The following is a 26,604-nucleotide window of genomic DNA, read 5'->3' on the forward strand; positions in this document are numbered from 1 at the left end:
CCGTGGTCCTAGGCTTCCTGCTCATCGCGCGTGGTGCCCCCGCTCTGGGCACTGGGTAGCATTTCGGCGGTCCCACCGCCATCGCGCATCAGTTCCATGATGAGCTGAACATCGCGGCTGTAGTCCAGGGCACGCTCGGCCAGGTGATCGGCGAGCCCGTCGCGGCCCTGCTCGCGCTCGTGGGCGGACATGCGCCGGGCCAGCGCGGCGCGCTCCTGGTGCGAGCGAAGCAGCGTGCCGAGAAGGCGGTCGGCCTCGGCGCCCTGCGAGCTCAGCACCGTATCGGCGTTGTAGGCGTGCCCGACATGGCAGCGATATCGAAGCATGCCGTTGTCCTCGATCTCCCACAAAGCGCCGTGGCATTCGGGACAGGTGAAGCGCGAGGGCGTACCCAGCATGTCGTCGACTTTCATGTCGGCCAACTCCTGTGCCGCGATGGCGGTTTCCAGCCTGATGTCGAACGGGATCTCCGGCGTCGGCCCGGCGGGCTGCCGCACCAGCCTCGCCAGCAGCGGGCCCAGGGCATCGGCATCGGCGACGTGATCAATCTCGACGTGGCGCATCGCGCTTTGCGGCATGTGCGGCACCATGGCGTCGGCCGGATCCTGCACCACGGCCAGGCCGCCGCAACGCTTGATCGCCTTCAGGCCGGCGGTGCCGTCGGACAAGGCGCCGGACAGCACCACACCGATCACGTGGCTGCCGAAGGTGGCGGCGGCCGAGCGGAACAGCGGGTCGATCGCCGGCCGTGACAGGTTCTCGCGCGGGCCGCGGCGCAGCAGGATGTGATCGTCGTGCAGCATCAAATGGCGGTCAGGCGTCGCGACGTAGATGTGCCCGGGCTCAAAGACCGCGCCGTTGGCGGCCTCCATGACAGGCAGGGCACTCACTCGGTCCAGGATGCGGGCGAGGTGGCTCACGGCACCGGTGTGCACGACGACGAAGATCGCCGCCGGCAGGTCTTCCGGCAGATTCGCCACAATGCGCTGCAGTACCTCCAGGCTGCCGGCCGATCCACCGATGACCGCAATGTCGTGTATGCCGGCGGGATGCCGCATGTCTCGTCCTCAGCTGCTCAGGGGCAACGCCGGCAGCGGGCTCACGTTGCCGCGGCTTCGTACGGCAAGGTACTGACCTGCCGGGCGCTCTGGCGCGGGCGCGGCGCGGGTGCCAGCATGACTCGGGCTTCTTCGCAGTACCCCCAGGAGCGGAGGCTTGGCGACCGCACGCGCGGCGAGCGGTGCCCGTGCTCCGTGTCGAGCGACCGGCCACGCCCCGCCGACGGGCGTGGCCGGCTTTTCGCCCTCAGGAAGGAGGCGTCATCATGGCCGGCACACCACGCCTCAGCACCGGCGACCATGCCGCGCTGCGCGCGATTGAAGCGGGCGGCGCGGACATTGACCAGGTCAGCCGGTACTGGCTGTCGTTCTACAGATTGATCGACGAGACGCCGGCCGGCTGTCGCATCACCGCCCGCGGGCGCGACTATCTCAGGCGACTAGCGAGCCTGACCTATGGCGACGTCGTGCCCGCGACCGTACCCTGCTCCTGACAGTCACTCCGCGGCTCGGGGAGACGCACCGCTGATCTCCGCCGGCAGCGGCTGGTAGATTCCCTCGACCGAGCGGACCAGGCGGTCGCGATCGACGATCTGCACCGATTTGCGCGTGGCCCGGATGAATCCTTCGCCCTCGAGCACCTGCAGGGCAATGGTGACGCTGGCGCGACGCACGCCCAGGGCCAATGCCAGCGACTCGTGGGTCATCACCAGCCGCGACGCGCGCAGGCGGTCCTGGGCCATCAGCAGACGGCGCGCCACGCGCTGCGCGACCGTGCCGTGGCCGTGGGCGATCGCCGATTGCGTGACTTGGGCGAGCAGCGCGTGGCTGTACGCCAGCATGTGCCGGCCGAACGCGTCGCTGGCCAGCAGGCGTCGCTCGAGAAGCCGCGCATCGAGGCGATAGCCACTGCCCTCGACGTCGACCCGCGCATCGAAGGCCGGCGGCGTGCCGAGCAGCGACGTCAGGCCGGTGGCGCCTTCGAAGCCGGTCAGGCCGATTTCGATCGTACGGCCCAGCGCCTCCCCGGTCAGCGAAACCAGTCCTCCGGTGGGGAAGACGACCGAGGCGCTGCGGTGCTGGCGCGAATCGATCAGCCGGCCGGGGATCAGCGCCACCGGCTTCAGCAGGGGCGTCAGCTCCAGCCGGTCGGCCAGCGGCAGAGTGTCGAGCAGAAGGTTGCCGGTGCGTGTCGAGGTTCCGGCGATCATCGTGTCGAGCGCCAGGCGGAACGTCGACGGCTCGACCGGCTTGGCCAGGAGGTCGCTGGCGCGCAGCTCCGGCGGCAGCGCGGTATCGGGGTAGCCGGTGACGAAGAGGAAGGGGATGCCGCGCTGTTGCAGCAGCGAGCAGACCGGGAAGCTGTTAACGCCGTGCAGGTTGATGTCCAGCACTGCCCCATCGAGCGCGCCGTGGCGCGCCGCGGCCAGCGCTTTGTCCAGGGTGCCGACCATGGCGGCGACCTCGAATCCGTGGTCGCGCACGAGGTCGCAAATGCCTTCGGCCGCCAGGTGGTTGTCCTCGACGACCAGGACGCGGGGTACCGCAGGCCGAACCGACCGCGGGACAAGGTGCGGAGCGGACGTGTTCACGCATCAGCTATGACGCCTCTTCAGACGCCGGTCAACGACCGGACTGTACGCCATCGCACAGAAAGCTGTCGCGGCGGCGCGCGAAGCGGGTGCGGCATCGCACGGTAACTGAATCGCTGCGCGCGCGTTTAACCGGTTCAGATCATGCCGAACTCTCGCACACGCCGCCTGCCGCACGCCGCCGCCATTGCACTGGACGTGATCGCCGATGTCGGCTCGCGCCAGATCCGGGTGCACGAATTCGAGCTGCGCATGCATCAGCGCGGCTGCGATTCGCGCGCCGTGTCCGAGGCGCTGCGCGCCTTCGAGCGGCGCGGCTGGAAGGAGATCAGCGGCGGCATGATCGAGTTCAGCGAGGCGGCGTACCAGGCCGCGCAGAACGGCGGCGCGGAGGCGCCGCGAAGGACGCACCGTCTCAGGCGGCAGCGGGCGATCCCAAACCTTTTCTGAACACCACCGTGAGATTGTTGGCGGGCATCTCGACGATCTCGTCGAGCGCCAGCCCATGCGTCGCCGCGCCGGCGCGCACCTCGGCGAGGTCGCGGATGCCCCATGACAGATCCTGGCGCCGCAGCTCGGCATCGAACGCCGCGTTCGATCGCGCGGTGTGCCGGCCGTCGCGCATGAACGGACCGTAGAGCACGAGCGGCGCATCGGCCGGCAGCACCCGGCCGGCGCCGCGCAGCATGCCTTCGGTCACGGTCCATGGCGCGATGTGGATGACATTGGCGCTGAACATCGCCTCGGCGCGACGCACCGGCCACGCATCGGATGCGGCATCGAGCACGAGAGGCGCTTCGACCGTCGTCGCGCCATGCTCGCGCGCCCATCCGGCGATGCTGGCGAAGTCGCGGGCGCCGACATCGCTCGGCTGCCAGCGCAGCGGCGCCAGCGCGGCGGCGAAGAAGGCGGCATGCTCGCCGCTGCCCGAGCCGATCTCCAGCACGGTGCCCACTCGCGGCAGCACGCGGCGCAGCACCGCGAGGATCGGCTCGCGATTGCGCAGGGTGGCGGGTGCGTGGCGCAGGCTCATGCCGAGTGGATGCCACGGATGCGCCTCGTCGGCAAAGCGGCGAGGCGTTGCAGATGAGGCTGCCCGACCGGCCTTCTCGCCGCTAAGCTCGGGATCGACGAGATCGACCGGGAGACAACGCCATGAAGATGCGCGCCGCCGTGCTGACCACCTGTTCCGCGCCGCAGCCTTTCGCCAGGAGCAAGCCGCTCAGCATCGAGGAGATCGAGCTCGATCCGCCGGGCGAGGGCGAGGTTCTGGTCAAGGTCGGGGGCGCCGGGCTCTGCCACTCCGACCTGTCGATCATCAACGGCGATCGGCCGCGGCCGGTGCCGATGGTGCCGGGCCACGAGGGTTCGGGCGAGATCGTCGAGGTCGGCGCCGGCGTGCACGATGTGAAAGTCGGCGACCATATCTGCTTCACCTTCAACGTCAGCTGCGGCCGCTGCCGGCGCTGCCTTGAGGGACGGCCGTACATCTGCGAGCGCTCGGTGGCGCCGCGCGCCGCCGGCGCGCTGCTCTCGGGCGCCCAGCGACTGAAGCGCGGCGGCCAGTTCATCGGCCATGCCTCGGGCGTCTCGTGCTTCGCCGAGTACGCCGTGGTCGATCGCGGCTCGGTCGTGGTGATCGACCGCTCGCTGCCGCTCGACGTCGCCGCGCTGTTCGGCTGCGCCGTGGTCACGGGCGTGGGCGCCGTGGTCAACACCGCGCAGATCCGGCCGGGCAGCACCGTCGCGGTGGTCGGCCTGGGCGGCGTCGGCCTCAGCGGCCTGTTGGGTGCGGTGCTGGCGGGTGCGGGACGTATCATCGCCATCGACCTGTCGGACGAGAAGCTCGGCCTGGCGCGCCAGCTGGGCGCCACCGACACGGTCAACGCCGGCGAGGCCGACCACGTGCAGCAGGTGCACGACCTGACCTCAGGCGGCGTCGACTACGCCTTCGACTTCGCGGGCACGATCAAGGCGATGGAGACGGCGTACATGGTGACGCGCTGGGGCGGCACGACGGTGAGCGCCGGGCTGTCGCCCAACGCCGCCAAGTTCTCGTTCGCGCAGAGCGTCCTGGTCAGCGAGGAGAAGACCATCAAGGGCAGCTACATGGGCAGCTGCGTGCCGGTGCGCGACATCCCGCGCTTCATCGGCCTGTACCAGCAGGGCAGGCTGCCGGTCGACCGCATGGTCAGCCGCCGCGTCTCGCTCGAGGAGATGAACGAGGGCTTCGACCGGCTGCAGGCGGTGGCGACGGTGCGCCAGCTTCTGGTGCCGCACGGGGCGGCGTGATGATTCCTGTCGCGCGCAAGAACGCGCCGATGTGATCAGAATGGATCAATCCGGCATGGCGTGCGTGCGGCTGCGGACTTAGCCTGCCGGCATATTCGAGCCTACAGGAGCAATTAATGTTCCGCCGCCGCCCGACCATCGAAGCCGACCGGACCCCTGCCGTCAGCCGCGTCATCGACGCGGCGCGGGCGCTGTCGAACCTGTTCACCATCCTGTTCTTCGGCGGGGCGATCAGCATCGTCGTGCTGAGCTTCGGCGGCGGCGGCGTCTGAGACGTCAGGGCCTCCGGCAGCGCCGGGGGCCGCGGACCAGGAACGAGGGCATGTCGAGGGCGCGGCCATCGCCTTCGACATGCCCTTTGCATTTGGCACGGGTGGCGTATCCTTCGGGGGCACCCGGAGGCACCCATGACAAGCTCGGCCGAAGGCGCGGAACTCACCCGGACCGGTCCCGGCACGCCCATGGGCCAGCTCATGCGCGAATACTGGATTCCGGCGCTCAAATCCGCCGAGCTCGAGCGCGACGGCGATCCTGTGCGCCTGATGCTGCTGGGCGAGAAGCTGATCGCCTTTCGCGATAGCGCCGGCCGGGTCGGCGTCATGGACCATCGCTGCCCGCATCGCTGCGCCTCGCTGTTCCTCGGACGCAACGAGGAGGGCGGCCTGCGCTGCCTCTATCACGGCTGGAAGTTCGATGCCTCGGGGCAGTGCATCGACATGCCGAGCGTGCCGCCGGAGCAGGATTTCAAGCACAAGGTCAGGGCCGCCGCCTACCGCACGCTCGAGCGGGCTGGGCTGGTCTGGGTCTACATGGGCGCGCGCGCCGAGGCGCCGCCGCTGCCGGGCCTGCAGATCCTCGACGCGCCCGACGACGAGATCAACGTCAGCATGGTCCGGCGCGACTGCAACTACCTGCAGGCGATCGAGGGCGAGATCGACACGGCGCATTTCGGCTACCTGCATGGCGGCCACGTCGATCCCGCCAGGCTGAGCGAGGACGAACCGCTGTTCCACACCGTCAACATCCGCGCGCCGCAGTACAGCGTCGCCGACGTGCCCTGGGGCACGCAGTACGGCGCCTACCGATCGGCGGGAGAGGGCAGGACCTACTGGCGCTTCGCCAACTTCCTGTTTCCCTTCTGGACGCAGGCGCCCAACGGCGAGTTCGATAGCCATGCCCATGGCCGCGCCTGGGTGCCGCTCGACGACCATCACACGATGTACGTCTTCATCTGGTGGAAGCGCGCCACCTCGGCGATGTCGCTGCCCCAGCCGGCCTACCGCGACGGCACGCCGATCGGCGGCACCGGTCGCGGCAACCGGCTGCTGCCCAACACCACCGACTGGCTCGGGCGCTGGCGCATGGCCGACAACGAGGCCAACGACTGGGGAATGGACCGCCGCGCGCAGCGCAGCAGCGCGATCTACAGCGGCATCGACGGCATCCACCTGCAGGACCAGGCGATCACCGAGAGCATGGGGCCGATCGTCGATCACACGCGCGAGCATCTCGGCCCGTCCGACCAGATGATCACGCGCACGCGGCGGCGCCTGCTGATGGCCGTTCGCGCGCTCAGCAATGCGGGCACCCTGCCGCCCGGCGTCGAGGATGGCGGCGTCTATCGCGGCGCGCGCAGTGGCTATTTCGTCAGCGACGATCAGGGCGCGTGGCGCGAGGTGTATGACCGGCGGCTAGCCGCCGCCGCGCGGCCCACGAGCCCGTCCGCGCGCGCAGCGGAGTAGCGCACAAATCGGATCCGTACGTCCTTTGCACCCGCGATGCAGGAGCGGAAGCAGACCTGCATGCTCCTGCGGTAGCAGGGCAGTCGGGTTTCGGCGTCCTCGGCAGTCAAGCGGCGCAGGTGTTTCCCGAGAGTCTGGCGGTGTGGTACAGCCCAGTCGCCTTGTCTTGTTGCCTGACATACTCGAAGTTGTCCACGCAGGCGATTCGCCTGCGTGCAGGGCTTGCCGTGCTGGGTTTCCGGCTCAGCCAACGTTCCTTGCCGGTCATTGCGGGAACATTCCTGTCGATTGCGGCCTTCGCATCGGCGGGAGCGCAGACCCTGAGTTTCGGCCCGACCGGTGCCGGAGGCACCGGCGCCTGGGACAACACGACCGTCAATTGGTTCGACGGCGCGATGGCCGTGCCATGGGCGAGTGGAGGCACCGCCGTGTTTGGCGGCACGGCCGGCACCGTGACCGTGAACGGCACGGTCTCCGCGGGTGGCCTCGTCTTCAACACCAGCGGCTACACGATCACCGGCGGCGCGCTGGCGCTCAGCGGGACCACGGCGTCGATCACCACGAACACCGGCGTTTCAGCCACTATCAGTTCGCCGCTCTCCGGTTCGGCCGCTCTGGTGAAGACGGGCGGCGGAACATTGACCATCGGCAATGTCGTCAGCACCTACACAGGAGGCACCACGGTCTCACAGGGCACCCTGGTCTTCGGCGGGAACCAGGCTCTCGGCAGCGGAACGGTGATCCTCGGCGATGCCAATACCGGTGCGTCGAGTGTTTCGTTGCTGGCGAACTTCCCCAACTTCTTCATCGGAAACATCCCGAACAACATTGTCGTCAACAGCTCGGGCGCCGGCACCGTCTCGATCGGCACGACTGTCTTCAACCCGGGCAGCAACGGCACCATCTTCGGCGGGACCATCACCCTGAATGGTGATGTCACCTTCGTCGGCGGAAGCGCGGATCGAACGAGCTTCAATGGGCCCATCACTGGTACGGGCAACATCACCATCTCGGGCGGCCGGCGGATAACCATCGACAGCAGCGCCAACGATTTTGTCGGCAGTGTCACGATCAACCCGGGCAACCTCCTGCAGGTGAACGCGGTCTCCGTCTTGCCGGGAACCACCACGCTGAACATGCTCGGCAACGCTCGATTCCGATTTGCCAATACCGGTCACCAGACCATCGATGCTCTCAATGGCTCATCGAGCGCCTTCATCGATCGAGTCACTGGCGGGCAGACGATCCTGACCGTCGGCGCGGCAGGCGGGTCGGGAGTCTACGAGGGCGTGATCGGCAGCGGGATATCCTTCACCAAGGTCGGCGCCGGCACGCAGGTCATGTCCGGCCTCAACGCCTATAACGGTCCAACTACGATCTCCGGCGGCGTTCTCAGCACGCCCAATCTTGCCAATGGCGGCGCGCAAAGCGGCATCGGCCTGTCCTCCAATGCCGCGTCCAATCTGGTTCTGAATGGCGGCGTGCTGCAATACACCGGGATCGGCGCCAGCACCGACCGCCAGCTCACGCTGACGACGAACGGCGGCGGTCTTGCCGCGTCCGGCTCAGGCGCGCTGAGCTTCACGAGCGCTGCGTCCATTGCGCTGAGCGGCGCGGGCGCACGCACCTTGCTGCTGACCGGCGACAATACGTCGGCCAACACGTTGAGCCCCGTCCTGGGCGACAGCGGCGGCTCGTCTTCCCTCACCAAGACCGGCGGCGGCACCTGGGTGCTGACGGGCGTCCACAGCTATACGGGCTCCACGCAAATCAGCGCCGGCACGCTCGCCCTGTCGGGCTCGGGCGCGGTCGCGACCTCCACCAGGGTGATCGCGGACGCGACCTTCGACATCTCGGCTGTGACGGATCCAAGCTCGAGCATCAGAAGCCTTGCCGGCAACGGCAGCGTGAGCGTCGGCACCAGGACGCTCGTCATCACCGCCGCGAACGACACCTTCGCGGGCGGCATCTCCGGAAGCGGCGGATTGACGCTCGCCGCCGGCACGCAGACCTTGAGCGGCGACAACACCTACAGCGGCGGCACGACGATCTCCGGCGGCACGCTGCGCCTGGGCGATGGCGGCACGTCGGGCATGATCGTCGGCGACGTCGTCAACGACGGCGTCCTGGCCTTCAACCGCGCCGACGCGCTGGTCTTCGGTGGCCTCGTCACCGGGACCGGCGGCCTCAGCCAGATCGGCACCGGCAGGACGACCATCAACCTCGATCTCTCGGGCCTCACCGGTCTGTCGCAAGTGCTCGCTGGCACGCTGGAAGTCAACGGCACGCTGGGCGGCACGATGGAGGTGCTGGGCGGCCGGCTCCAGGGTACCGGCCAGGTTGGCCCGACCACCAATTTCGCCGCCGGCACGATCGCGCCGGGCAACTCCATCGGCACGCTGACCATCAACGGCGACTATGTCGGCGCTGGCGGCACGCTGGAGATCGAGGCCGTGCTTGGCGGCGACGCCTCGCCCAGCGATCGGCTCGTCGTTACCGGCAATACGTCGGGGACCACCAACATCAGGGTGATCAATCTCGGCGGCCCTGGCGCACTGACCGTGGACGGCATCAAGGTCGTCGATGTCGGCGGCGTGTCCAACGGCACCTTCGCTCTCGTGGGCGACTACGTCTTCGAGGGCGAGCCGGCGGTGGTCGCCGGCGCCTATGCCTATCGGCTGTACAAGGACGGCGTCAGCACGCCCGGCGATGGCGACTGGTATCTGCGCTCCGCCCTGACGGCGAGCCAACCGAGCGCGCCGCTCTTCCAGCCCGGCGTGCCGCTCTACGAGGCCTATGCCGGTTCCCTGCAGGTGTTCAACGGACTGCGAACCCTGCAGCAGCGCATTGGCAACAGGTCCTGGGCGTCCTCGAGCAACGGCAATGGAGGCGGCAATGGCGCCCACCTCAGCGGCGTCTGGGCACGCATCGATGTCGCCCGTGGCGACTTCGAGCCGAAGATATCGACCAGCGCCAGCCGCTACGATGCGACCACCTGGAGGCTTCAGGCCGGCTTCGACGCCCTTCTCTACGAGAGCGAGGCCGGACGCCTGATCGGCGGCGCCGCCGTCCACTATGGCCGGATAGCCACCAGCGTCACCTCGGCCTTCGGCTCCGGCAGCATAGACACGAGTGGCATCGGCCTGACGGCGGCGCTGACCTGGTACGACGCGTCCGGCTTCTACCTCGACGGCCAGGCGCAGGTGACGCGGTATCAGAGCGATCTTCACTCCGCCACGGCCCGGCGAATCCTCGTCAACGACAATGGCGGCAGGGGCTACGCGCTGGGCATCGAAGCCGGCCAGCGCATCGCGCTCGATGACGCGCTGACGCTGACGCCGCAGGCGCAGCTCACATACTCCTCGGTGCAGTTCGATCGCTTTACCGACAGCTTCGCTGCCGACGTGTCGCTCGACAGGAGCAGGAGCCTGGTCGGCCGCCTCGGCCTGGCCGTCGACCACCGCCGCGAATGGCGCGATGCGCAGGACCGTGCCGCCCGCGCGCATCTCTACGCGATCGCCAACCTCTACCACGACTTCGCCGACGGCTCTCAGGTGGACGTGGCGGGAACGTCCTTCAGAAGCAGGAATGACTCATGGCGCGGCGGCATCGGTCTGGGCTGGTCGGCCAGCTGGGCCGACGACAGGTATTCGTTCTTTGGCGAGGCGCAGGTCAATACGAGCCTGGAGAGCTTCGGCCGGAGCAACATCCTGAGCGGCACCACGGGGTTCAGGATGCGCTGGTAGTCCGCAATCAATAGTCCGGCGGGCTGGCGGGAAACGGGGTGCCAACCCTCAGATGGCAGGTTATGTCCGATAGTGATGATCACTACGTTTGCGCCATGACCTTCTGGGGTCACTGAGGAGGCCTGCTCTTACGAATCAGGCGTTTGAGGGCGACCGCTTTTCCCGAGCCGGACTTGAAATAGCCTTCAAGCTCTCTCGCATGTTCCTCTGTCTCGACTGCGACGTAGGATTTCAAGGATGCTGGTACGTACGCCTTGGTCGACAGGACATGCCCGGCCTGGTGTGAGGATAATCTCCGCTTCAAGTCGTTGGTCGAGCCAACGTAGATGTCGCCGTTGCTCAATTGTAGGAAATAGACATACCACATGGGCTCAAGGGTCTCCCTGCGCGGCTTCGCCGTTTCGGGAGATCACCCTACGCCTCCGGCGTGGGCTGGCCAGCCACCCGAAGCCGAAGGCGTAGGGTGGCGGACGGGGTGGGATTCGAACCCACGGTGAGCTTGCACCCACGCCGGTTTTCAAGACCGGTGCCTTAAACCGCTCGGCCACCCGTCCGTCCGAGGATGGCAGCGACATAGCGGCGGCGGGCGGGGCCGTCCAGCGCGTCGTGGCCGGTCGCCGGCACCGCGGGGTTGCACAAATCCTTCCGGTCCAGCAATCTGGCCTCAACGAGGCGGCCATTCGATGCATTCTCGGCTTCGGGGACGACTCGGCAAACAAAGACAAGAAGCGAGCCCGAACGGGCTTCTCCAAACAGGATCAGGGAGGCAATGATGCGCCGACTACTCGCCGCCATCGGCATGACTGCAGCGCTGTGTGTGGTCACGGGCGCGCACGCGCAGCAGATCGACCAGAGAAAGTTCAATGTCGTCGGCACCTGGAACTTCCTGACCAACTGGAAGATGCTGGAAGTGCCGTTCTGGAACGAGGAACTGACGGCCGCGTCGGGCGGCAAGCTCACCGCCAACCTCAAATCCGTCACCGAGCTCAGCCTCAAGGGCACCGAGGTGCTGCGTCTGCTGAAGACCGGCGTATTCGACTTTGCCGCCGCGCTGCCGATCTACGTCGAGGACGGCGCGGCGATCGTGGAGGCGGTGGACATCGCCGGCGTCGCCAGGACGTTCAAGATGAGCCGCGACATCATCAACGACTGGATGCCCGAGATGCAGGCGGTGATGCGCGAGCGGCACGGCGCGTTGGTGCTCGGCACCTTCACCTGGCCGGAGCAGAACTTCTACTGTCGGGGCGACATCAAGAGCGTCGCCGACCTCAAGGGCAAGAAGGTGCGCGTGCAGGGCACCTCGCAGGCCGATCTCGTCAAGGCGCTGGGCGGATCGGCCGTGACCCTGCCCTTCGGCGAGGTCGTGCCGGCGCTCGAGAAGGGCGTGGTCGATTGCGGCATCACCGGCACGATGCCGGCCTACAAGGCGAAGTGGCACGAGGTGACGGATACGCTGTTCCGCCTTCCGGTCGGCTTCACCGCCTCGGTCTGGGCGGTCAACCTGCGGACCTGGAATTCGCTCAGCCCGGCGACCCAGGCCCTGCTGAAGAAGGAAATCGATCGACTGTCCGACAAGTCGTGGGCGCTGGTCGAGGCGGAGACGAACGAGGGCGTCGCCTGCACCACCGGCAACGGTAAGTGCACTGTCGGCGCGCCGGGCAAGCTCAAGCTCGTCGTGCCCTCCGCCGACGATCTTGCGGCGCGCGACAAGGCGCTGCTCGACGTGGTGCTGCCCGCCTGGGCGGGCCGCTGCGGAAAGGAATGCGCCGCCAAGTGGAACGACATGGTCGGCAAGAAGTACGGCCTCACGGCGAAGGCCAACTGACGTCGCGGCGCGCGCCAGGAGAAGGCGCCCCGGCATTGCTCGATGCCGGGGCCCGTGCGGCCCATGGAAACCATCTGGAACGCGACCGCGAGGATCTCGCGCCTGTGCGCCTGCATCGGCGGCATTCTGCTGCTGGCGGCCGCGGTGCTGGTTTCGGCCGAGGTGATCTCGCGGAAGCTGCTGACCGTGGTCTACTCGGGCTCCGACGAGATCGCCGCCTATCTGTTCGCCGTCGGCACGACGTGGTCGCTTGCCTACGTCCTGGTGACCCGCGGGCATGTACGGATCGACGCGCTGTACGCCCGCCTGCCGCTGCGGGTACGCGCCGCGCTCGATATCGTGGCGCTCCTCGCGCTGGGTATCGTCGCGTACACCCTGCTGGATAGCGGCTTTCGCCTGGTCGAGGCCAACTTCGTAGAGGGTAATCGCGCCAACACTCCGCTGCGCACGCCGCTGGCGCTGCCGCAGATCCCGTGGCTGTTCGGGCTGGGGCTGTTCTTCTTCTCCATCATCGTCGCCACGCTGCGCACTTTGGCCGCGCTGCGCCGCAGCGACTACGTCACCGCAAACCGGACCGCGGGCGTGGTCTCGCAGGACGAGGAGATCGAGAGCGAGCTTGCCGAGCTCGGCATCGCTTCAGCCAGGCGTCCCGGCGCGGATCTGACGGCTCGCCCCACAGACGACAGGCGCTAGATCCGATGCTCGTTGCCGCGCTTCTCATCCTCGTCGTGCTGCTCGCCATCAGCGTTCCGATCGCCGCAGTGATGGGCGTGCTCGGCCTGGCGCTCAACGAGTTCTTCTCGTCGATGCCGCTGTATCGGGCGATGGGCGAGATCCTGTGGAACTCGAACTCCGAGTACATCCTGATCGCCATCCCGCTCTTCGTCATGCTGGGGGAAATCCTGCTGCGCTCCGGCATCGCCGAGCGGGTCTACAACGCGGTGGCGCAGTGGCTGTCGTGGCTGCCGGGCGGGCTGATGCACGCCAATGTCGGCACCTGCGCCATGTTTGCGGCGACGTCCGGTTCCAGCATCGCGACCGCCGCGACCGTCGGTATCGTCGCGTTGCCGCAGATCGAGCAGCGCAAGTATGACGAGCGGCTGTTCCTGGGGTCTCTGGCGGCCGGCGGCACGCTGGGTATCCTCGTTCCACCCTCGATCAATTTCATCCTTTATGGCCTGCTGACCAACACCTCGGTTCCACGCCTCTATCTCGCCGGCCTGATCCCGGGCGCCATCCTGGCCGGCCTGTTCATGCTTTATGTCCTGGTCAGATGCCTCCTGGTGCCCAGCCGGGGCGGGCTGAAGCTGGAGACGACGTGGCGGCGGCGCATTCTCGCGCTCAAGGATCTCGCCGCGCCGTTGCTGATCTTTCTCGTCGTCGTCGGGTCGATCTATGCCGGCTGGGCCACGCCCACGGAGGCCGCTTCGCTCGGCGTGATCGCCGCCCTGCTGCTCGCCGCCTGGGAACGCAGGCTGAGCCTGTCGATGCTGCGCGCCGTGCTCGAAGGCACGATGCGCACCACGGCATTGATCATGCTGATCATCATGGCCGCGCAGTTCCTCAATTTCGTGCTCGCCGCGATCGGGCTGACCGACGGCATGGGCAAGGCCATCGAAAGCCTCGGCCTCGGCAAGTACGGCACGCTGCTGCTGATCCTTGTCTTCTATCTGGTGCTCGGGTGCTTCATGGAGACGATCTCCATGATGATCCTGACGACGCCGTTCATCTTCCCCATCGTCCAGAACCTCGGATGGGATCCGATCTGGTGGGGGATCGTGCTGACGATCCTGATCGAGGCCGCCCTGATCACGCCGCCCGTCGGGCTCAATCTCTACGTCGTGCAGAGCATGCGCCAACGCGGCACCATTGCCGATGTGATCTGGGGCTCGCTGCCCTTCGTCAGCCTGATGATGGTCCTGATCGGAATGCTGATGATCCTGCCGAATGTCGCCCTGTGGCTGCCCAGGCTCGTGATGGGTTGATCCCGGAAGATCCTCGCGCGGGCGTTGACAGCGGAGCCGCTGCGCGCGCCAAATCCCCAGCCATGACTGCCACCCGCAAGCTTGAGCCGGTGAAGGACGCCAGCCACCTCTACGAGGTCGAGCGCCGCGCCTATCATCTGCAGCGCCCGGGCTTTCGCATCGCCGAGCTGCAGCTGTCGCCGACGCAGAAGGTGCCGTGGCACTGCCACAGCAACATCAGCGACACGTTCTACGTGCTCGAGGGCGAGATGCGCCTGTTCCTGCAGAAGCCGAAGCAGGAGGTGCGGTTGAAGCCGGGCGAGAGCTTCGTCGCCGAAGCCGGCCGGCCACACCTGGTGACCAACGCCGGCCAGACCTCGCTGACCTTCCTGATCATGCAAGGCGTCGGCGAGTACGACTACGTGCCGCTCGTGTAGCGCGTCGAGCGTGAGATCGATATCCCCCTGTCATCACGAGCGCAGCGAGGGATCCAAGGCCGGTCTGGGTCCCTCGCTGCGCTACAGGGGCCGCGGACGGCCCCGAGGATGACATGTGAGCTCGATTGACCACTCGCCGCTTTGGTCGGGCGTCGCGCTCGTTGCCGCGCGCAGCGTGTCCTCGATCAGGTGCCTGAGGATCCCGCGGCCGCGGGCGATCTCCAGCGTGCCGTCCTGGCGTACCCGATAGGCTTTCCAGCTGCCGGTCGCGGCGGCGCCGGTCGGCTTGCTCATGCGGCCGTTATCGGCCAGCCGATAGCCGGTCGGCATGAAATCGTAGATGATGATGAACGGCTCGGCCGCACCGGGACCGCTCACGGTTCGGGGCATGAAGGTGGTGTCGCGCATGGGCCGAATATGGCGCCGCCGGCAGTTCGATTCAGGGGATATGTCCAAATCGGATCGTTGCGCCAAGGTATTGTTCACAGATGATATTTTGTGCCTGGAGCAGCGAGTGGAGGGGTGGTAGCACGCGTCTTGCCGCGCGTCGGCCTAGATCAGGAACGCCATGTTCCACTGCGGCGCCTCGGCGGTGACCAGCTCGACGACCTTTCGGGACATGCGCAGCCTGCCCTCGACGCGGCGCAGGCGGTGGGTGACCCGGCCAGGCCAGACGCGCAGCGCCGCGCCGGCCTGCACGGCCAGCTCGTAGAGCACGAAGTTCGAGCCCACGGTGTAGACGCCGGCCTCGTGGTCGACGGCCAGGATCTCGATGTTCGAGACCATGCGCCGCATGGGCGAGGGCGGCGTCTGGGCGTGGCGCAGCCCGGTCTTGAGCTGGCGGATGCGGGTGGCCAACCGGGCGCGGTTGTCGTTGATGTAGGACAGGCGGTCGGCGGGATCATAGTCGGCGCGGCCGCGCGGCACCCAGTACTGCATGTCGTCGGCGACCAGCGCCTCCCATTCCTCGTAGCGCGACTCGTCGGCCAGCCGCGCCTCGAGATAGAGGAAATCCTCGATCTCGCGCCGCAGCGGCTCGGGCAGCGGGCTCACGCGCGGCTCTCCATCACATGGCGGTAGTGGCGCCAGAAGGCGCGGTTGGTCGTCTCGTCGCTGACATGGCCCACCCGCGTGCCGTCGTCCGCGCGGCTCTCGCGCGCGCGGCCGCGGCTGAGGTCGATCCAGCCGGGGCCATTATCTCCGCCATTGAGCGGCGGCTGCAGGCCCTGGAAGCCGATCTGCATGCGCTCGGCGATGATCGCGTCGTCGGGCACGATGAAGCTGGCCGGCCCCAGCCCGGCCTCCGATTGGCGCACCAGGCGACGATTGAGCACTTGGTCGACGCCCTCGAGCTGCAGCGCCGTATGGACGTGCAGCACCGTGCCGACATCGACCGGATCGACGCGCGCTACGTTGCCTTCGCCGAGGAACAGGTTGGGGAAGATGAAGCCGTGCGGCGGGCCGTCCCACAGCAGGCGATCGGCGCGCTCCTTGCCGTGCCTGGCCTCCAGCGCCGCGCAGTACGAGGCGATCTTGTCGCGCGTCGTGCCCAGCCACGCGAGCTCACGGCGGTAGCTCGGCCGCAGATCGAGCTCGCTGACGCCGCCGCCATGGTCGATGGCGCGCGAGACGTTCTTTGATTCGCCGCCGATCACCGTCTCGTCATAGTAATTGTCCGGCACGGCGCGCAGCATCGAGGCGTGCACGAAGTCGAGATGGTAGCCGTCGCTGTCGCTCTCCGGCCACATCTTCCAGTTCGACTCTATGCGATGGCCGATCCAGCCGGCGCCGAAATGGATGTTGCCGGTGGGCGAGAGATCGCACAGCCGCTCGATCAGGTCGCGGCCGCCGACGCCCAGATGATCGGCCAGCGGCCCCGCGTCGCCCGACATGTTGGCGAAGATGAAGCCGCGATGGCTGCCGACCTGGCCGGCACGGTCGAGCGGCATGTCGGCGCGGTCGCGGTCGAAGCCAGCCTTGTGCGAGACGGCACGCAGGCTGCCGTCCAGGCCGAAGGTCCAGCCGTGGTAGATGCACTGGAAGCGGCTGTCGTGGCCGCGCTCCTTCCAGCACAGCCGGTTGCCGCGATGGGCGCAGCGATTGGCCAGCACCTGGATCCGACCCTCGCGGTCCCGCACCAGGATCACCGATTCGAGCCCGATCGGCCGGACCACCCAGTCGCCCGGCGCGGCGATCTCAGATTCATGGCCGAGGAAGACCCAGCCGCGCCGGAAGATGCGGTCCATCTCTTCGACGAAGATGCGCGGGTCGGTGTACAGGCTACCGTGCACGCGATCCTCGCGCACCAGGGCGGCGTATCGGCCCGTCATGACATGTCCTCCCGCGCCTTTGCCCGCATTCAAGCCCCCGGCCGCCGACCTGACAACCGGTTCGGGTGGCCGCGTTCATGCTGCAGCATCGCTTCAGATTGGATCATTTGGGCCCGCATCGCATCGGCACGATGTGGGACAAGCGTCGATCGTGGCGCGGCGCTGGCGTTCGCCCGGCACCTGGAGGGTTTGTGGAAATCGTGCAGGACCGTAGCCAGGACGGCCCGAGACCGCCACAGGGCCTGCTGCGCCGTGTGAACCTGCCGCTGCGCCTGCGCCTGAGCCTGCTGGTGCTGGCCGCCGTCGTGCCGATGACTGCGTTCGGCCTGATCGACGGCTACCGGGATTATCGCGCCACCGTCGAGCGCGTCGGTCGCGAGCGGCAGCTGCTGGCGCGGGCGATGGCCATCGCCGTCGACAGCGAATTGCGGCGCAGCATCGCCGCCATGCAGGTCCTGGCCCAGTCGCGCCGCCTGCTTGAGCAGGACATGATCGGCTTCCGCCGCCGCGCCAACGACGTGATCGACCAGCAGTTTCCCGGCGCCAACATCCTGCTGCTGCGCCCCGACGGCCAGCAGCTCATGAACACGGCGGTTGCGCCCGGCGAGCTCTTGCCGCGGCGGCGCGACCTCACCACGCTGCGGCAGGCTCTGGCGACGGGACAGCCGAGCGTGTCCGACCTGTTCTATGGACAGGTCGTGCGGCGCTTCGTCGTATCGATCGACGTGCCGTTCCACGACGAGCACGGGCAGCTCGCCGGCGTGATCGCGCTCAATCCCCAGGCAGCGACCTTCGCCGGCCTGGTCGACCAGCACCGCCCGCCAGGCGACTGGATCGTCGAGCTGGTCGACCGGCAGGGCGTGATCATCTCGCGCTCGCCGCACTCGCTGCGCCATGTCGGCCAGAAGACCCAGCCCGCCCTGCTGGAGGCACTGCGGGCGGGGCCGTCAGGTGTGGTGGAGCTGTCGTCGCGTGACGGCGCGCCGTTGCTGGCGGTGTTCACCCGCGGCGAGACCTTCGGCTGGACGGTCATCCTCGGCATCCCTCGAGAGCAGCTGACCGGACCGGCGATCGCCTCGGCCCTGCGCACGCTGGCGATCGGCGGCATCTTTCTCGCGATTGGACTGGCGCTGGCCCTGATCGCGGCGCGGCGCATCGCCGAGCCGATCGGCAATCTGCGGACGATCGCCGCGACCGCTGGCAGCGACATCGTGCTGCCACCGGCATCGACCGGGCTGCGCGAGACCGACGACGTCGCCACCGCCCTGTGGGCGTCGCAGAACCGGCGCCAACGCAGCGAGCAACGCTATCGCACGCTGTTCGACGCCACCCCCGACGCGGTGTGCGTCTTCGACCTCGACACACGGCGCTTCCTCGAGGTCAACGCCGCCACGATCCGCCAGTACGGCTGGACGCGTGACGAATTGCTCTCGATGACACTGTACGACACCCATGCGCCGCAGGAGCCCTCGCGTCTGCGCGGCCCCATCGCCGATCTGCCGGACACGCCTTACCTTATGCGGCACCGGCGCAAGGACGGCACCATCTTCGACGCCGAGTGCGCCGTGCGGATCATCGAGTATGACGGCCGTCGGGTCGGCCTGGCGCTGGCGCGCGACGTCACCGAGCAGAAGCTCGCCCGCACGCGGCTGGCCGAGGCGATCGAGGCCTTTCCCGGCAGCTTCCGCCTTTACGATCGCGACGAGAAGCTGGTGCTGACCAACGGCAAGAGCTGGGCGCCGGCCGACACCAGGCTGAACGCGCGCATCGGCCAGACCGTCGAGGAGACGGTGCGCGCCGCCGCCGAAAGCGAGGCCTATGCCGCCTGCGTCGGGCGCAAGGAGGCCTGGTACCGCGAACGTCTGGCCGAGTTCCGCCGCGGCCAGACCGACAGCGAGGTCCGCCTGCGCGACGGACGCTGGATCCAAGTGCTGGAGCGGCGCACCGCCGATGGCGGCACGATCAGCGTGCGCATGGACATCAGTGCTCGCAAGGCGATCGAGGATCAGCTGCGCCAGGCACAGAAGATGGAGACCGTAGGCCAGCTCACCGGCGGCATCGCCCATGACTTCAACAATACGCTGGCCGTGATCATGGCCAGCTTCGAGGACATCGTCGCGCTCGAGCTCGAGGGCACCGACATCCACGCCTGCGCCGAGACCGGCTTGAAGGCGACCGAGCAGGCGGCGGCGTTGACCAACCGCTTGCTGGCCTTCTCGCGCCGCCAGGAGCTGGCGCCGGTCGAACTCGACGTCGTCGACGTGGTCCGGGACCTGCACAAGATGCTGCGTTCCGCCGTCCCGCCGGCCATCGAGCTGGTGGTGCAGACCGCGCCCGGCCGCAAGCGCTGCGTGCTCGACCGTACCCAGCTCGAGACCGCCGTCATGAACCTGGTGGTCAACGCCCGCGACGCCATCGGCGAGAGAAGCGGCGAGATCGGCATCGCCATCGACAATCGCGTCATCGGTCCGCGCGAGGCCGCCGCCTCGAGCGAGCTGCGCCTCGGGCACTGGGTGGCCGTCACCATCAGCGACAATGGCAGCGGCATGCCCGAAGACGTGCGCGCGCGCATCTTCGAGCCCTTCTTCACCACCAAGGAAGTCGGCAAGGGCACCGGGCTGGGGCTGAGCCAGATCCACGGCTTCGTCGCGCAGTCCGGCGGCTTCGTCACCGTCCAGTCCGACATCGGGCTGGGCACGCACATCGTCCTGCACTTTCCCGCAAAGGCCTGAGCACTTTCCCTTCTCGCCGCGAGAAGTTGGCGCGTGCCGCGTTCGCCTGCGATGGTGATGCCGCATGGACGACCAGGAACGCCACAGGCTCGCCGCCCGCTATCTGCGCTTCGCCGAGGAGGAGGCGCGCGGCCGCTCGCCGCTCTACGAGGGCATCACGCGCGGCATCGTCGGTGATATCGAGGTTCTCAACTTCCTGGCGGGCCTGCCGGAAGCAAAACGCCAGCCCAACCTGCTGCTGGCGGCGGTGCGTCATCTGCACGGCATGGCGCCGGACTGGCAGCGCTTCCGCGCGTCGCTGCTCGGCGACAGCGACGCGGTTCGCGCGCTGATGCTGGCGCGCTCGACGCAGACCAACGAGCCGGCGCGCTCGGCCGTGCTGCTGCCGATCCTCGCGCGGCTGCCGCAGCCCATCGCGCTGATCGAGGTCGGCGCCTCGGCCGGCCTGTGCCTGTTGCCGGATTTCTATGGCTACGATTACGGGCGGCGGGCGCTGGCGCCGCGGCCGCTGCCGATCGAGGCGCCGGTCTTCGCCTGCCAGGCCGATGCCGACACGCCCCTGCCCGAGGCACTGCCCTTCATCGTCTGGCGCGCCGGCCTCGATCTCGAGCCGATCGACGCCGCCGATCGCGCGCAGGCGGCGTGGCTCGAGACGCTGGTCTGGCCCGAGCAGAGCGAGCGCCTGGATCGGCTGCGGCGCGCGCTGAAGATCGCGGCACTGCAGAAGCCGCGCATCGAGCGGGGCGACCTGTTGGGCGAGAAGCTCACGGAGCTCTGCGCGCTGGCGCCGAAAAGCGCGACCCTGGTCGTCTTTCATACCGCGGTGCTGGGCTATGTCGCCGACCGCGCCGCGCGCCAGCGCTTCGCCGCGACGGTGCGCACGCTTTGTCCGTGCTGGATCGCCAACGAATCGCCGCGCGTCTTTGCCGAGCATGCCGAGGGCGCCGGTGAGCCGCCGCGCGCCGGCGATTTCCTGATGGCGGTCAACGGCGCGCCGGTCGCCTGGACCGATCCGCACGGCGCCTCGCTGCGATGGATCGCCGACCCAGCGCTCTGATAGCCTCGCGGGGCAGGGGAGGAGTCCATGCCGCGTCACGCCTATCTGTTCAGCATCAATCCCAACACGCCGCCGGTGATGAAGGTGCAGCCGGACGAGGAGTTCCGCATCGAGGTGCTTGGCTCGCTGGCGGAGATCGAGGATGTGCGCACCGTGCCGGTGCCGTTCACGCCGGAATGCGAGGGCCATCCGCTGACCCCGATCGCCGGGCCGATCGTCGTCCATGGCGCGGAGCCGGGCGATGCGGTGGCCATCGACCTGCTGGAGATCACGCCGGGTCCCGACGGTGTCACCGCGATCCTCAGGCAGTTCGGCGTGCTGAAGGAGGAGTTCGCCGAGCCCAAGGCGCTCGCCTGTCCGGTGCGCGACGGCAAGGCGTGGTTCGGAGGGCGGATTCCGATCCCGCTCTACCCCAATCTCGGCACGATCTCGACCATGCCGCCCGATGGCTACAAGCCGAGCCATGCCGGCGCCTATGGCGGCGACTTCGACCAGCGCGATGTCGGCGTCGGCTCGCGCGTGCACCTGCCGGTGATCCATCCCGGCGCCCAGGTCTTCTTCGCCGACCCGCACGCGGTGATCAGCGACGGCATCATCTCGGGGACCGGTGTCGAGTGCGGCGCCTCGGTGCGCGCCCGGATCGGGCTCAACAAGAACGTGGCGCTCGACCGGCCGATCATCGAGCAGAAGGACACCATCCAGATCCTCGGCTGGGGCCCGACCGTCGAGGCGGCCACCGAGGACGCCTCGCGCGGCGCCGTAGATTTCGTCGCCGCCCACACGAATCTTTCGCGCGAGGAGGCCTACATGCTGCTGGGCATCACCGGTGAGTTGCGTGTCGGGACCTCGCCGCGTCCCGTCATGTGCGCCCGGCTGATGATCCCCCGCGCAGTGCTCGAGGCGGCCGGGATGAGGGAGGTGGTGCGAGCGGGATGACGGCTCATGACGGCTCGGACGGCTCTTTGCACCTTCCTACTGGCGATCGGCGAGGGTAGTCCGGGTCGACCCTGACGGCTGTGACGGCTTCCCCCCATCTATCTCCTCCTCTCCCTTCAACAGAAGGAGGAGGCAGAGAGCCGTCAGAGCCGTCATGAGCCGTCAGTCGCGATAGCTCGGATCGCTCGCATCGAGCAGGCGGATCAATGCCGGCCATTCGAGGATGCCCCATGGCCGGCGCACCTTGCGGTCGTAGAGATGGGCGGCGCCGGCGGCGGTCTGCGCCGTCGGCAGGGTGAGTTCGGTGTTGGCCGCCATGGCGTCGGCCTGCACCTTGCAGGCCATCTCCAGCCAGTACATCGCGTTGAACGCTTCCTCGATGGTCTGTCCGCAGGTCAGCAGGCCGTGGTTGCGCAGGATCATGGCGTCGTGCGGTCCAAGATCGGCGACCAGGCGCGCGCGTTCGTCCATGTCGACGGCGGGGCCCTCGTAGTCGTGATAGCCGATGCGGCCATGGAAGCGCATGGCATGCTGGGTCAGCGGCAGCAGCCCGCATTTCATCGTCGACACCGTCATGCCGGCACGGGTGTGGGTGTGCAGCACGCACTGTGCCTCGGGCCGCGCCGCATGGACGGCCGAGTGGATGACGAAGCCGGCCTGGTTGACGTCGCAGCCCATCGCCGCCTCGGGCCGGTGCACGACCCTGCCGTCGAGGTCGATCCTGATCAGCGAGGAGGCCGTGATCTCGCGATAGAGCAGGCCGTAGGGGTTGATGAGGAAGTGGTGGTGATCGCCGGGCACGCGGGCGGAGATGTGGGTGTAGATCATGTCGCTCATGCCGTAGCGCTCGACCAGCCGGTAGCAGGCCGCCAGCTTCACCCGCGTCTCCCACTCCGCCGGGCTGACGCTCTCGCGCACCGAGGCGCCGATCGTGCGACCACCGTCCATTGCTGCCCACTCCGTGCCATGATGCGCCGCCAGTCTAGCGCCGGTTGAGAAGGAGCGGGTGATGAAGTTCGCGGTTCTGATGGTGGCTGCCGGCCTTGTCCTGTCGACGTTGGGCGCCTGCACGCCGCAATCGCCGCCCCCGTCCGGCAGGCCGCAGAGCACCGTGTGCACCGGCCAGCGGCCGCAGATGTGCACGCGCGAGTACCGGCCGGTCTGCGGCACCGACGTGCGCGGCGCCTCGCGCAGCTTCGGCAACGCCTGCGAGGCCTGTGCCGACAAGCAGGTGGTGAGCCACAGGCCCGGCACATGCTGAGGCGCCTGCCATTTCAGCCGAGCCTGGCTCTCGGACTGATGCTGCTGGCCTCCGGCACCGCCGCGCAGCAGAGCGACCGGCCCTCGCCGACAGTGCCGCCCACGGGCACCGCCTGCAGCGAACCGCGGCCGCAGATCTGTCCACAGATCTACCAGCCGGTGTGCGGCTACAAGGCCAACGACGCGCGGCACACCTACAGCAATGCCTGCACGGCGTGCGCCGACAAGCAGGTGGTCGGCCATCGGCCGGGCCCCTGCTAGGGGTAGGGCGATCGCATATGGATTGGTGGTGTCTTCGGGCCACGCCGCTCCAGCGGCGCTCATGATGCGTCGCTGGAGCGACGCGGCCCGAACGGGAAGCTGCCTGGTCGGGGCGCGCCACTCCGGTGACGCGTCTTGTCGATCGTCCGCCGCGCCACAGGAGTTGCGCGCCCCCAGCCTGTTGAGGGCTATATGCGATCGCCCTTCTGCTAGGGGCGGCGGGCAGGGCGGCGCGACGCGTGGCGGGCCTCGACATCAAGAAATAGCCATCTGACCAACTCTTGGGCGCGCCGCGTGGCGCGCGTGCGCGGATGCGGCGTTGCCGCGCCGCGCACGCGTGGCACGCCGCTTGCACATGCTTGCCCAGCGCAGGCCGCTGCTGAGCGGTTCTTTCCGGTTGGCGTGCCGACAACTCGATGACGATCGCCCGCGTGGCGATCGCCGGGATTGGTCAGGGCCGGAGCACCGAAACATCCGAAATCCCTTCACCACTCTGATGTCCAAGGAGGACCGTCATGTGTGACCGCGTTGACTGTACCCACCTGCCAACCAAGCTTTCCACGATGGACCTCTCGAGAAGCGCCGCCGCCGCGCCGTCGCGGCGCGGCATCCTGAAAGGAGCGGTCGCCGCTGGCGCGATCACCATGGCGCTGGGACCGGGCATGGGCGGACCGGCGCACGCCGCCAGCGGGATCAAGTCGACGCACGGTTCGGGCTTCTGCAACCTCAACATCTTCCTCGCCCATTCCCGGCAATACGCCAAGGCGAGCGGCACCGAGCTGGTGTTCATCAACACGCCGACCTCGGCCGAGATGGTGACCTTCCTGGGCATGGGCCAGGTCGATATCGGCCTGATGCCCTACACCAGCTTCATGGCGCTGTACGACAAGGGCGCGCCGGTCAAGATCGTCGCCGGCGGCGGCGTCGAGGGCTGCGCCATTGTCGCGCGTCCCGGCCTCGATTCGCCGCAGAAGCTCAAAGGCAAGACGCTCGGCACCTTCCAGATGGATACGCTGGAGGTCATGCCCTACGACTATCTCAAGAAGAACGGCATCCCGTTCAAGGACGTGAAGGTCCGCTACATGGGCAACACGCCGGAGGCGGTCGAGGCCTTCAAGGCGGGCGCCATCGACTGGATCTGCACCATCGAGCCCTACGCCTCGGCGCTGGTCAACGACGTCAAGGGCGCGGTGATGCTGACCAACGGCATCGACCTCTACGGCAAGGGCTACACCGACTGCGTGCTGGCGGCCCGGGCAAGCCTGATCAAGGACAATCCGGCCGGGCTGAAGGCGATCATCAAGGGCATGATGCAGGCCCAGCTCGACGCCGAGACCCAGACCGAGGCGGTGCTCAAGGAGCTGGTCGGCAAGTACTACAAGACGTCGATGGAAAACGCCAAGATCGCCCAGGGCAAGCAGCCCGCCGTGGTCGACGCGCGCAGCCAGACCGACTTCATCCTGCAGCGCACCGACAGCGTCGTGGAGATGGGCTACATCAAGAAGAAGCCGGGCCGCGACGCCATCGACTGGACTATGCTCGAGGCGGTGATCAAGGAGAATCCCGACCTCTACGGCAAGCTCAAGTACAAGTCCGCCTGATGGCCGTCGTCGCGCGCGGCGAGCACGAGGGCGCCGCCCGGCCGGCCGGCCCGGCGACGCCCTCGCGGCCGCTCATTCCGGCAGCGGGCCTCGACATAATGTCCAAGATCGGCTGGGGCTGCCTGTCCGTCGGTCTGTTCGCGGGCATCTGGGAGCTGTGCTGGGCGGTGGGCTGGGCCGATCCCCAGCTGCTGCCGCCGCCGCACATCTTCCTCAGCAATTTCGCCGAGCAGGGCAAGTTCTTCAACACCGCGACGCGCTGGCAGGTCGGCAACGCCATGGGCGAGAGCCCGTCGGCCCTGGAATCGGTGATGATCACTGTTGCCGCCACGACGATGCGCGTGTTCGTCGGGCTGGTGCTGGCCTCGGTCCTGGCGATCGGCATTGGCGTGCTGATCCGCTACAATCAGCTCTTCGACAGGCTGGTGCTGCCCACCGTCACGCTGCTGTCGCCGGTGTCGCCGATCGCCTGGCTGCCGGTGGCGATCTTCCTGTTCGGCATCGGCAACGCGCCGGCCATCTTCATGGTCGTGGTGGCGCTGTTCTTCCACATGGTGCTGGCGACCATCAACCAGATCGACGGGGTGAGCCCCAACCTGATCAACGTGGCGCGCACCATGGGTGCCACCAAGCGGCAGATCTACGGACGGGTGATCGTGCCCGCCATCCTGCCCGGCATGCTGGCGGTGCTGCGGCTGAACCTGTTCGGCGCCTGGATGGTGGTGCTGGTCGCCGAGTCGACCGGCGTCGGCTACGGCATGGGCCAGGTCATCATGCTGGCGCGCAACACCTTCAACCCGTCGCTGGTGTTCTTCACCATCGCCGTGATCGGCGTGCTGGGCTTCGCCTTCGACTGGCTGCTGCGCATGGCGCAGAAGCGCATCCTCTACTGGCTGCCCGACACCAAGGAGAAGCTGCGTGGCCTTTGACAAGGCGCCGACCCTCTCGTCCAGGGACGCCGTTGTCTGCCGCGGTGCGGGCAAGACATGGGCGGCCGGCACCCGTCGAGCCCACGAAGCGTTGCGCGACATCGACCTCGACGTCGCGCCGGGCGAGTTCGTGGTCTTCCTCGGCCCGTCGGGCTGCGGCAAGAGCACCTTGCTCTACCTGATCGCCGGCCTCGAGGACGCCACGTCAGGCAGCATCTGGTCGTTCGGCGAGATCATCGATTCGCCTTCGCCGCAGCGCAGCCTGATCTTCCAGGAGACCTCGCTGTTTCCCTGGCTGACGGTGTGGGAAAACGTCAGCTTCGGCCTGTCGATACGCGGCGCGCCCAAGGCGGAGCGCCGCGCCGTCGCCGCCGAAGCCCTGCAGCGCGTGGGCCTGATCGCCGCCATGGCGAAGCGTCCCGACGAGCTGTCGGGCGGCATGCGCCAGCGCGTCGCCGTCGCCCGCGCGCTCGCCATGCGGCCCAAGGTGCTGCTGATGGACGAGCCGTTCGCGGCCCTCGACGTGCAGACCCGAGCGCGCATGCAGGACTTCCTGCTCGACGTCTGGCGCGATTCCGGCGCTTCTGTACTGTTCGTCACCCATCACATCGACGAGGCGGTGGCGCTGGCCGACCGGGTCGTCGTGTTCACCGCGCGGCCCGGCCGCATCAAGACCATCGTGCCGATCGACCTGCCGCGACCGCGCAACCTGTTCTCGCGCGAGGCCGAGGCGCTGCGCATCCAGCTCAGCGACCTGCTGCGCGATGAGGTCGATCGCGCTTTCGCCGAACAGGAAGCCCTGGCCGTCACCGCCTGAATCCCAAGTAACGCCGGAGGAAATC

The 26,604-nt window shown here is 68.1% G+C and carries 26 protein-coding genes and 1 tRNA gene; 18 read left to right on the forward strand and 9 right to left on the reverse strand.

Annotation, left to right across the window (positions count from 1 at the left end):
- Nucleotides 1-8: 8 nt before the first annotated feature.
- The gene (locus tag KF889_16630) at nucleotides 9-1,058 is read right to left on the reverse strand and encodes a chemotaxis protein CheB (GenBank protein ID MBX3501068.1); all 1,050 of its coding nucleotides are present in this window, start codon (nucleotides 1,056-1,058) and stop codon (nucleotides 9-11) included.
- 266 nt (nucleotides 1,059-1,324) lie between these two features.
- Between KF889_16630 and KF889_16635 the strand changes: the two genes are divergently transcribed.
- A complete protein-coding gene (locus KF889_16635; protein MBX3501069.1) occupies nucleotides 1,325-1,552 on the forward strand; it encodes a hypothetical protein in 228 nt (75 codons plus the stop codon).
- A gap of 3 nt (nucleotides 1,553-1,555) precedes the next feature.
- On the opposite strand, the gene KF889_16640 is transcribed toward KF889_16635, so the two are convergent.
- A complete protein-coding gene (locus KF889_16640; GenBank protein ID MBX3501070.1) occupies nucleotides 1,556-2,650 on the reverse strand; it encodes a helix-turn-helix domain-containing protein in 1,095 nt (364 codons plus the stop codon).
- Nucleotides 2,651-2,794: 144 nt separating this feature from the next.
- On the opposite strand from KF889_16640, the gene KF889_16645 reads away from it, so the two are divergent.
- Entirely contained in the window at nucleotides 2,795-3,100 is a 306-nt protein-coding gene (locus tag KF889_16645; GenBank protein MBX3501071.1) for a hypothetical protein, read from the forward strand.
- Here the strand turns inward: KF889_16645 and KF889_16650 are convergent.
- Nucleotides 3,066-3,683, reverse strand: coding sequence for a DUF938 domain-containing protein (locus KF889_16650; GenBank protein ID MBX3501072.1), 618 nt, complete (start codon nucleotides 3,681-3,683; stop codon nucleotides 3,066-3,068). The genes KF889_16645 and KF889_16650 overlap by 35 nt on opposite strands.
- Nucleotides 3,684-3,805: 122 nt before the next feature.
- Here KF889_16650 and KF889_16655 point away from each other — a divergent pair, with 122 nt between their 5' ends.
- The 4 genes from KF889_16655 (at nucleotide 3,806) to KF889_16670 (ending at nucleotide 10,430) form a co-directional block, all read left to right on the forward strand.
- Entirely contained in the window at nucleotides 3,806-4,942 is a 1,137-nt protein-coding gene (locus KF889_16655; GenBank protein MBX3501073.1) for an alcohol dehydrogenase catalytic domain-containing protein, read from the forward strand.
- A 116-nt stretch (nucleotides 4,943-5,058) separates the two neighbouring features.
- Nucleotides 5,059-5,214, forward strand: a complete 156-nt coding sequence (locus tag KF889_16660) for a hypothetical protein (GenBank protein MBX3501074.1) — start codon at nucleotides 5,059-5,061, stop codon at nucleotides 5,212-5,214.
- Between the two features lie 135 nt (nucleotides 5,215-5,349).
- On the forward strand, nucleotides 5,350-6,684 hold the full coding sequence (locus tag KF889_16665) for a Rieske 2Fe-2S domain-containing protein (protein ID MBX3501075.1): 1,335 nt from the start codon (nucleotides 5,350-5,352) through the stop codon (nucleotides 6,682-6,684).
- Nucleotides 6,685-6,872: 188 nt separating this feature from the next.
- Entirely contained in the window at nucleotides 6,873-10,430 is a 3,558-nt protein-coding gene (locus KF889_16670) for an autotransporter outer membrane beta-barrel domain-containing protein (GenBank protein ID MBX3501076.1), read from the forward strand.
- 109 nt (nucleotides 10,431-10,539) lie between these two features.
- Here KF889_16670 and KF889_16675 read toward each other — a convergent pair whose 3' ends face one another.
- Together KF889_16675 and KF889_16680 are read right to left on the reverse strand one after the other, a co-directional pair.
- Nucleotides 10,540-10,797, reverse strand: a complete 258-nt coding sequence (locus tag KF889_16675) for a GIY-YIG nuclease family protein (protein MBX3501077.1) — start codon at nucleotides 10,795-10,797, stop codon at nucleotides 10,540-10,542.
- Between the two features lie 97 nt (nucleotides 10,798-10,894).
- Nucleotides 10,895-10,984: transfer RNA gene (locus tag KF889_16680), tRNA-Ser, on the reverse strand.
- 218 nt (nucleotides 10,985-11,202) lie between these two features.
- On the opposite strand from KF889_16680, the gene KF889_16685 reads away from it, so the two are divergent.
- From KF889_16685 to KF889_16700, 4 genes are all read left to right on the forward strand, one after another.
- Complete coding sequence (locus KF889_16685) at nucleotides 11,203-12,255, forward strand: TRAP transporter substrate-binding protein (protein ID MBX3501078.1); 1,053 nt, start codon at nucleotides 11,203-11,205, stop codon at nucleotides 12,253-12,255.
- A 63-nt stretch (nucleotides 12,256-12,318) separates the two neighbouring features.
- A complete protein-coding gene (locus KF889_16690; GenBank protein ID MBX3501079.1) occupies nucleotides 12,319-12,948 on the forward strand; it encodes a TRAP transporter small permease in 630 nt (209 codons plus the stop codon).
- A 5-nt stretch (nucleotides 12,949-12,953) separates the two neighbouring features.
- Nucleotides 12,954-14,240, forward strand: a complete 1,287-nt coding sequence (locus KF889_16695) for a TRAP transporter large permease (GenBank protein ID MBX3501080.1) — start codon at nucleotides 12,954-12,956, stop codon at nucleotides 14,238-14,240.
- 62 nt (nucleotides 14,241-14,302) lie between these two features.
- Nucleotides 14,303-14,656, forward strand: coding sequence for a cupin domain-containing protein (locus KF889_16700; GenBank protein ID MBX3501081.1), 354 nt, complete (start codon nucleotides 14,303-14,305; stop codon nucleotides 14,654-14,656).
- 81 nt (nucleotides 14,657-14,737) lie between these two features.
- On the opposite strand, the gene KF889_16705 is transcribed toward KF889_16700, so the two are convergent.
- From KF889_16705 to KF889_16715, 3 genes are all read right to left on the reverse strand, one after another.
- Entirely contained in the window at nucleotides 14,738-15,064 is a 327-nt protein-coding gene (locus KF889_16705) for a hypothetical protein (GenBank protein MBX3501082.1), read from the reverse strand.
- 144 nt (nucleotides 15,065-15,208) lie between these two features.
- On the reverse strand, nucleotides 15,209-15,745 hold the full coding sequence (locus KF889_16710; GenBank protein ID MBX3501083.1) for an aromatic-ring-hydroxylating dioxygenase subunit beta: 537 nt from the start codon (nucleotides 15,743-15,745) through the stop codon (nucleotides 15,209-15,211).
- Nucleotides 15,706-16,986, reverse strand: a complete 1,281-nt coding sequence (locus tag KF889_16715) for a Rieske 2Fe-2S domain-containing protein (protein ID MBX3501084.1) — start codon at nucleotides 16,984-16,986, stop codon at nucleotides 15,706-15,708. The genes KF889_16710 and KF889_16715 overlap by 40 nt, the downstream gene beginning before the upstream one ends.
- A 200-nt stretch (nucleotides 16,987-17,186) precedes the next feature.
- Between KF889_16715 and KF889_16720 the strand changes: the two genes are divergently transcribed.
- The 3 genes from KF889_16720 (at nucleotide 17,187) to KF889_16730 (ending at nucleotide 21,711) form a co-directional block, all read left to right on the forward strand.
- Nucleotides 17,187-19,718: a PAS domain S-box protein gene (locus KF889_16720; GenBank protein ID MBX3501085.1), complete on the forward strand. Its 2,532-nt coding sequence runs from the start codon at nucleotides 17,187-17,189 to the stop codon at nucleotides 19,716-19,718.
- 64 nt (nucleotides 19,719-19,782) lie between these two features.
- Nucleotides 19,783-20,775, forward strand: a complete 993-nt coding sequence (locus tag KF889_16725) for a DUF2332 domain-containing protein (GenBank protein MBX3501086.1) — start codon at nucleotides 19,783-19,785, stop codon at nucleotides 20,773-20,775.
- Nucleotides 20,776-20,802: 27 nt separating this feature from the next.
- The gene (locus KF889_16730) at nucleotides 20,803-21,711 is read left to right on the forward strand and encodes an acetamidase/formamidase family protein (protein ID MBX3501087.1); all 909 of its coding nucleotides are present in this window, start codon (nucleotides 20,803-20,805) and stop codon (nucleotides 21,709-21,711) included.
- Nucleotides 21,712-21,873: 162 nt separating this feature from the next.
- On the opposite strand, the gene KF889_16735 is transcribed toward KF889_16730, so the two are convergent.
- Nucleotides 21,874-22,659 (reverse strand): class II aldolase/adducin family protein, encoded by a 786-nt coding sequence (locus KF889_16735; GenBank protein ID MBX3501088.1) that lies wholly within the window; start codon nucleotides 22,657-22,659, stop codon nucleotides 21,874-21,876.
- Nucleotides 22,660-22,720: 61 nt separating this feature from the next.
- On the opposite strand from KF889_16735, the gene KF889_16740 reads away from it, so the two are divergent.
- The 5 genes from KF889_16740 to KF889_16760 all read left to right on the forward strand — a co-directional run bounded on the left by KF889_16740 (nucleotide 22,721) and on the right by KF889_16760 (nucleotide 26,579).
- Nucleotides 22,721-22,972, forward strand: coding sequence for a hypothetical protein (locus tag KF889_16740; GenBank protein ID MBX3501089.1), 252 nt, complete (start codon nucleotides 22,721-22,723; stop codon nucleotides 22,970-22,972).
- Nucleotides 22,966-23,232 carry a hypothetical protein gene (locus KF889_16745; GenBank protein ID MBX3501090.1) on the forward strand — a complete coding sequence of 89 codons (267 nt, stop codon included), beginning with the start codon at nucleotides 22,966-22,968 and terminating at the stop codon, nucleotides 23,230-23,232. The genes KF889_16740 and KF889_16745 overlap by 7 nt, the downstream gene beginning before the upstream one ends.
- Nucleotides 23,233-23,795: 563 nt before the next feature.
- Complete coding sequence (locus KF889_16750) at nucleotides 23,796-24,833, forward strand: ABC transporter substrate-binding protein (protein MBX3501091.1); 1,038 nt, start codon at nucleotides 23,796-23,798, stop codon at nucleotides 24,831-24,833.
- Nucleotides 24,833-25,762, forward strand: coding sequence for an ABC transporter permease (locus tag KF889_16755; GenBank protein ID MBX3501092.1), 930 nt, complete (start codon nucleotides 24,833-24,835; stop codon nucleotides 25,760-25,762). The genes KF889_16750 and KF889_16755 overlap by 1 nt, the downstream gene beginning before the upstream one ends.
- The gene (locus KF889_16760; protein ID MBX3501093.1) at nucleotides 25,752-26,579 is read left to right on the forward strand and encodes an ABC transporter ATP-binding protein; all 828 of its coding nucleotides are present in this window, start codon (nucleotides 25,752-25,754) and stop codon (nucleotides 26,577-26,579) included. The genes KF889_16755 and KF889_16760 overlap by 11 nt, the downstream gene beginning before the upstream one ends.
- Nucleotides 26,580-26,604 lie beyond the last annotated feature (25 nt).

It is taken from the genome of Alphaproteobacteria bacterium, from assembly GCA_019635875.1.
In the GTDB taxonomy this organism is placed as follows: domain Bacteria; phylum Pseudomonadota; class Alphaproteobacteria; order Reyranellales; family Reyranellaceae; genus JAFAZJ01.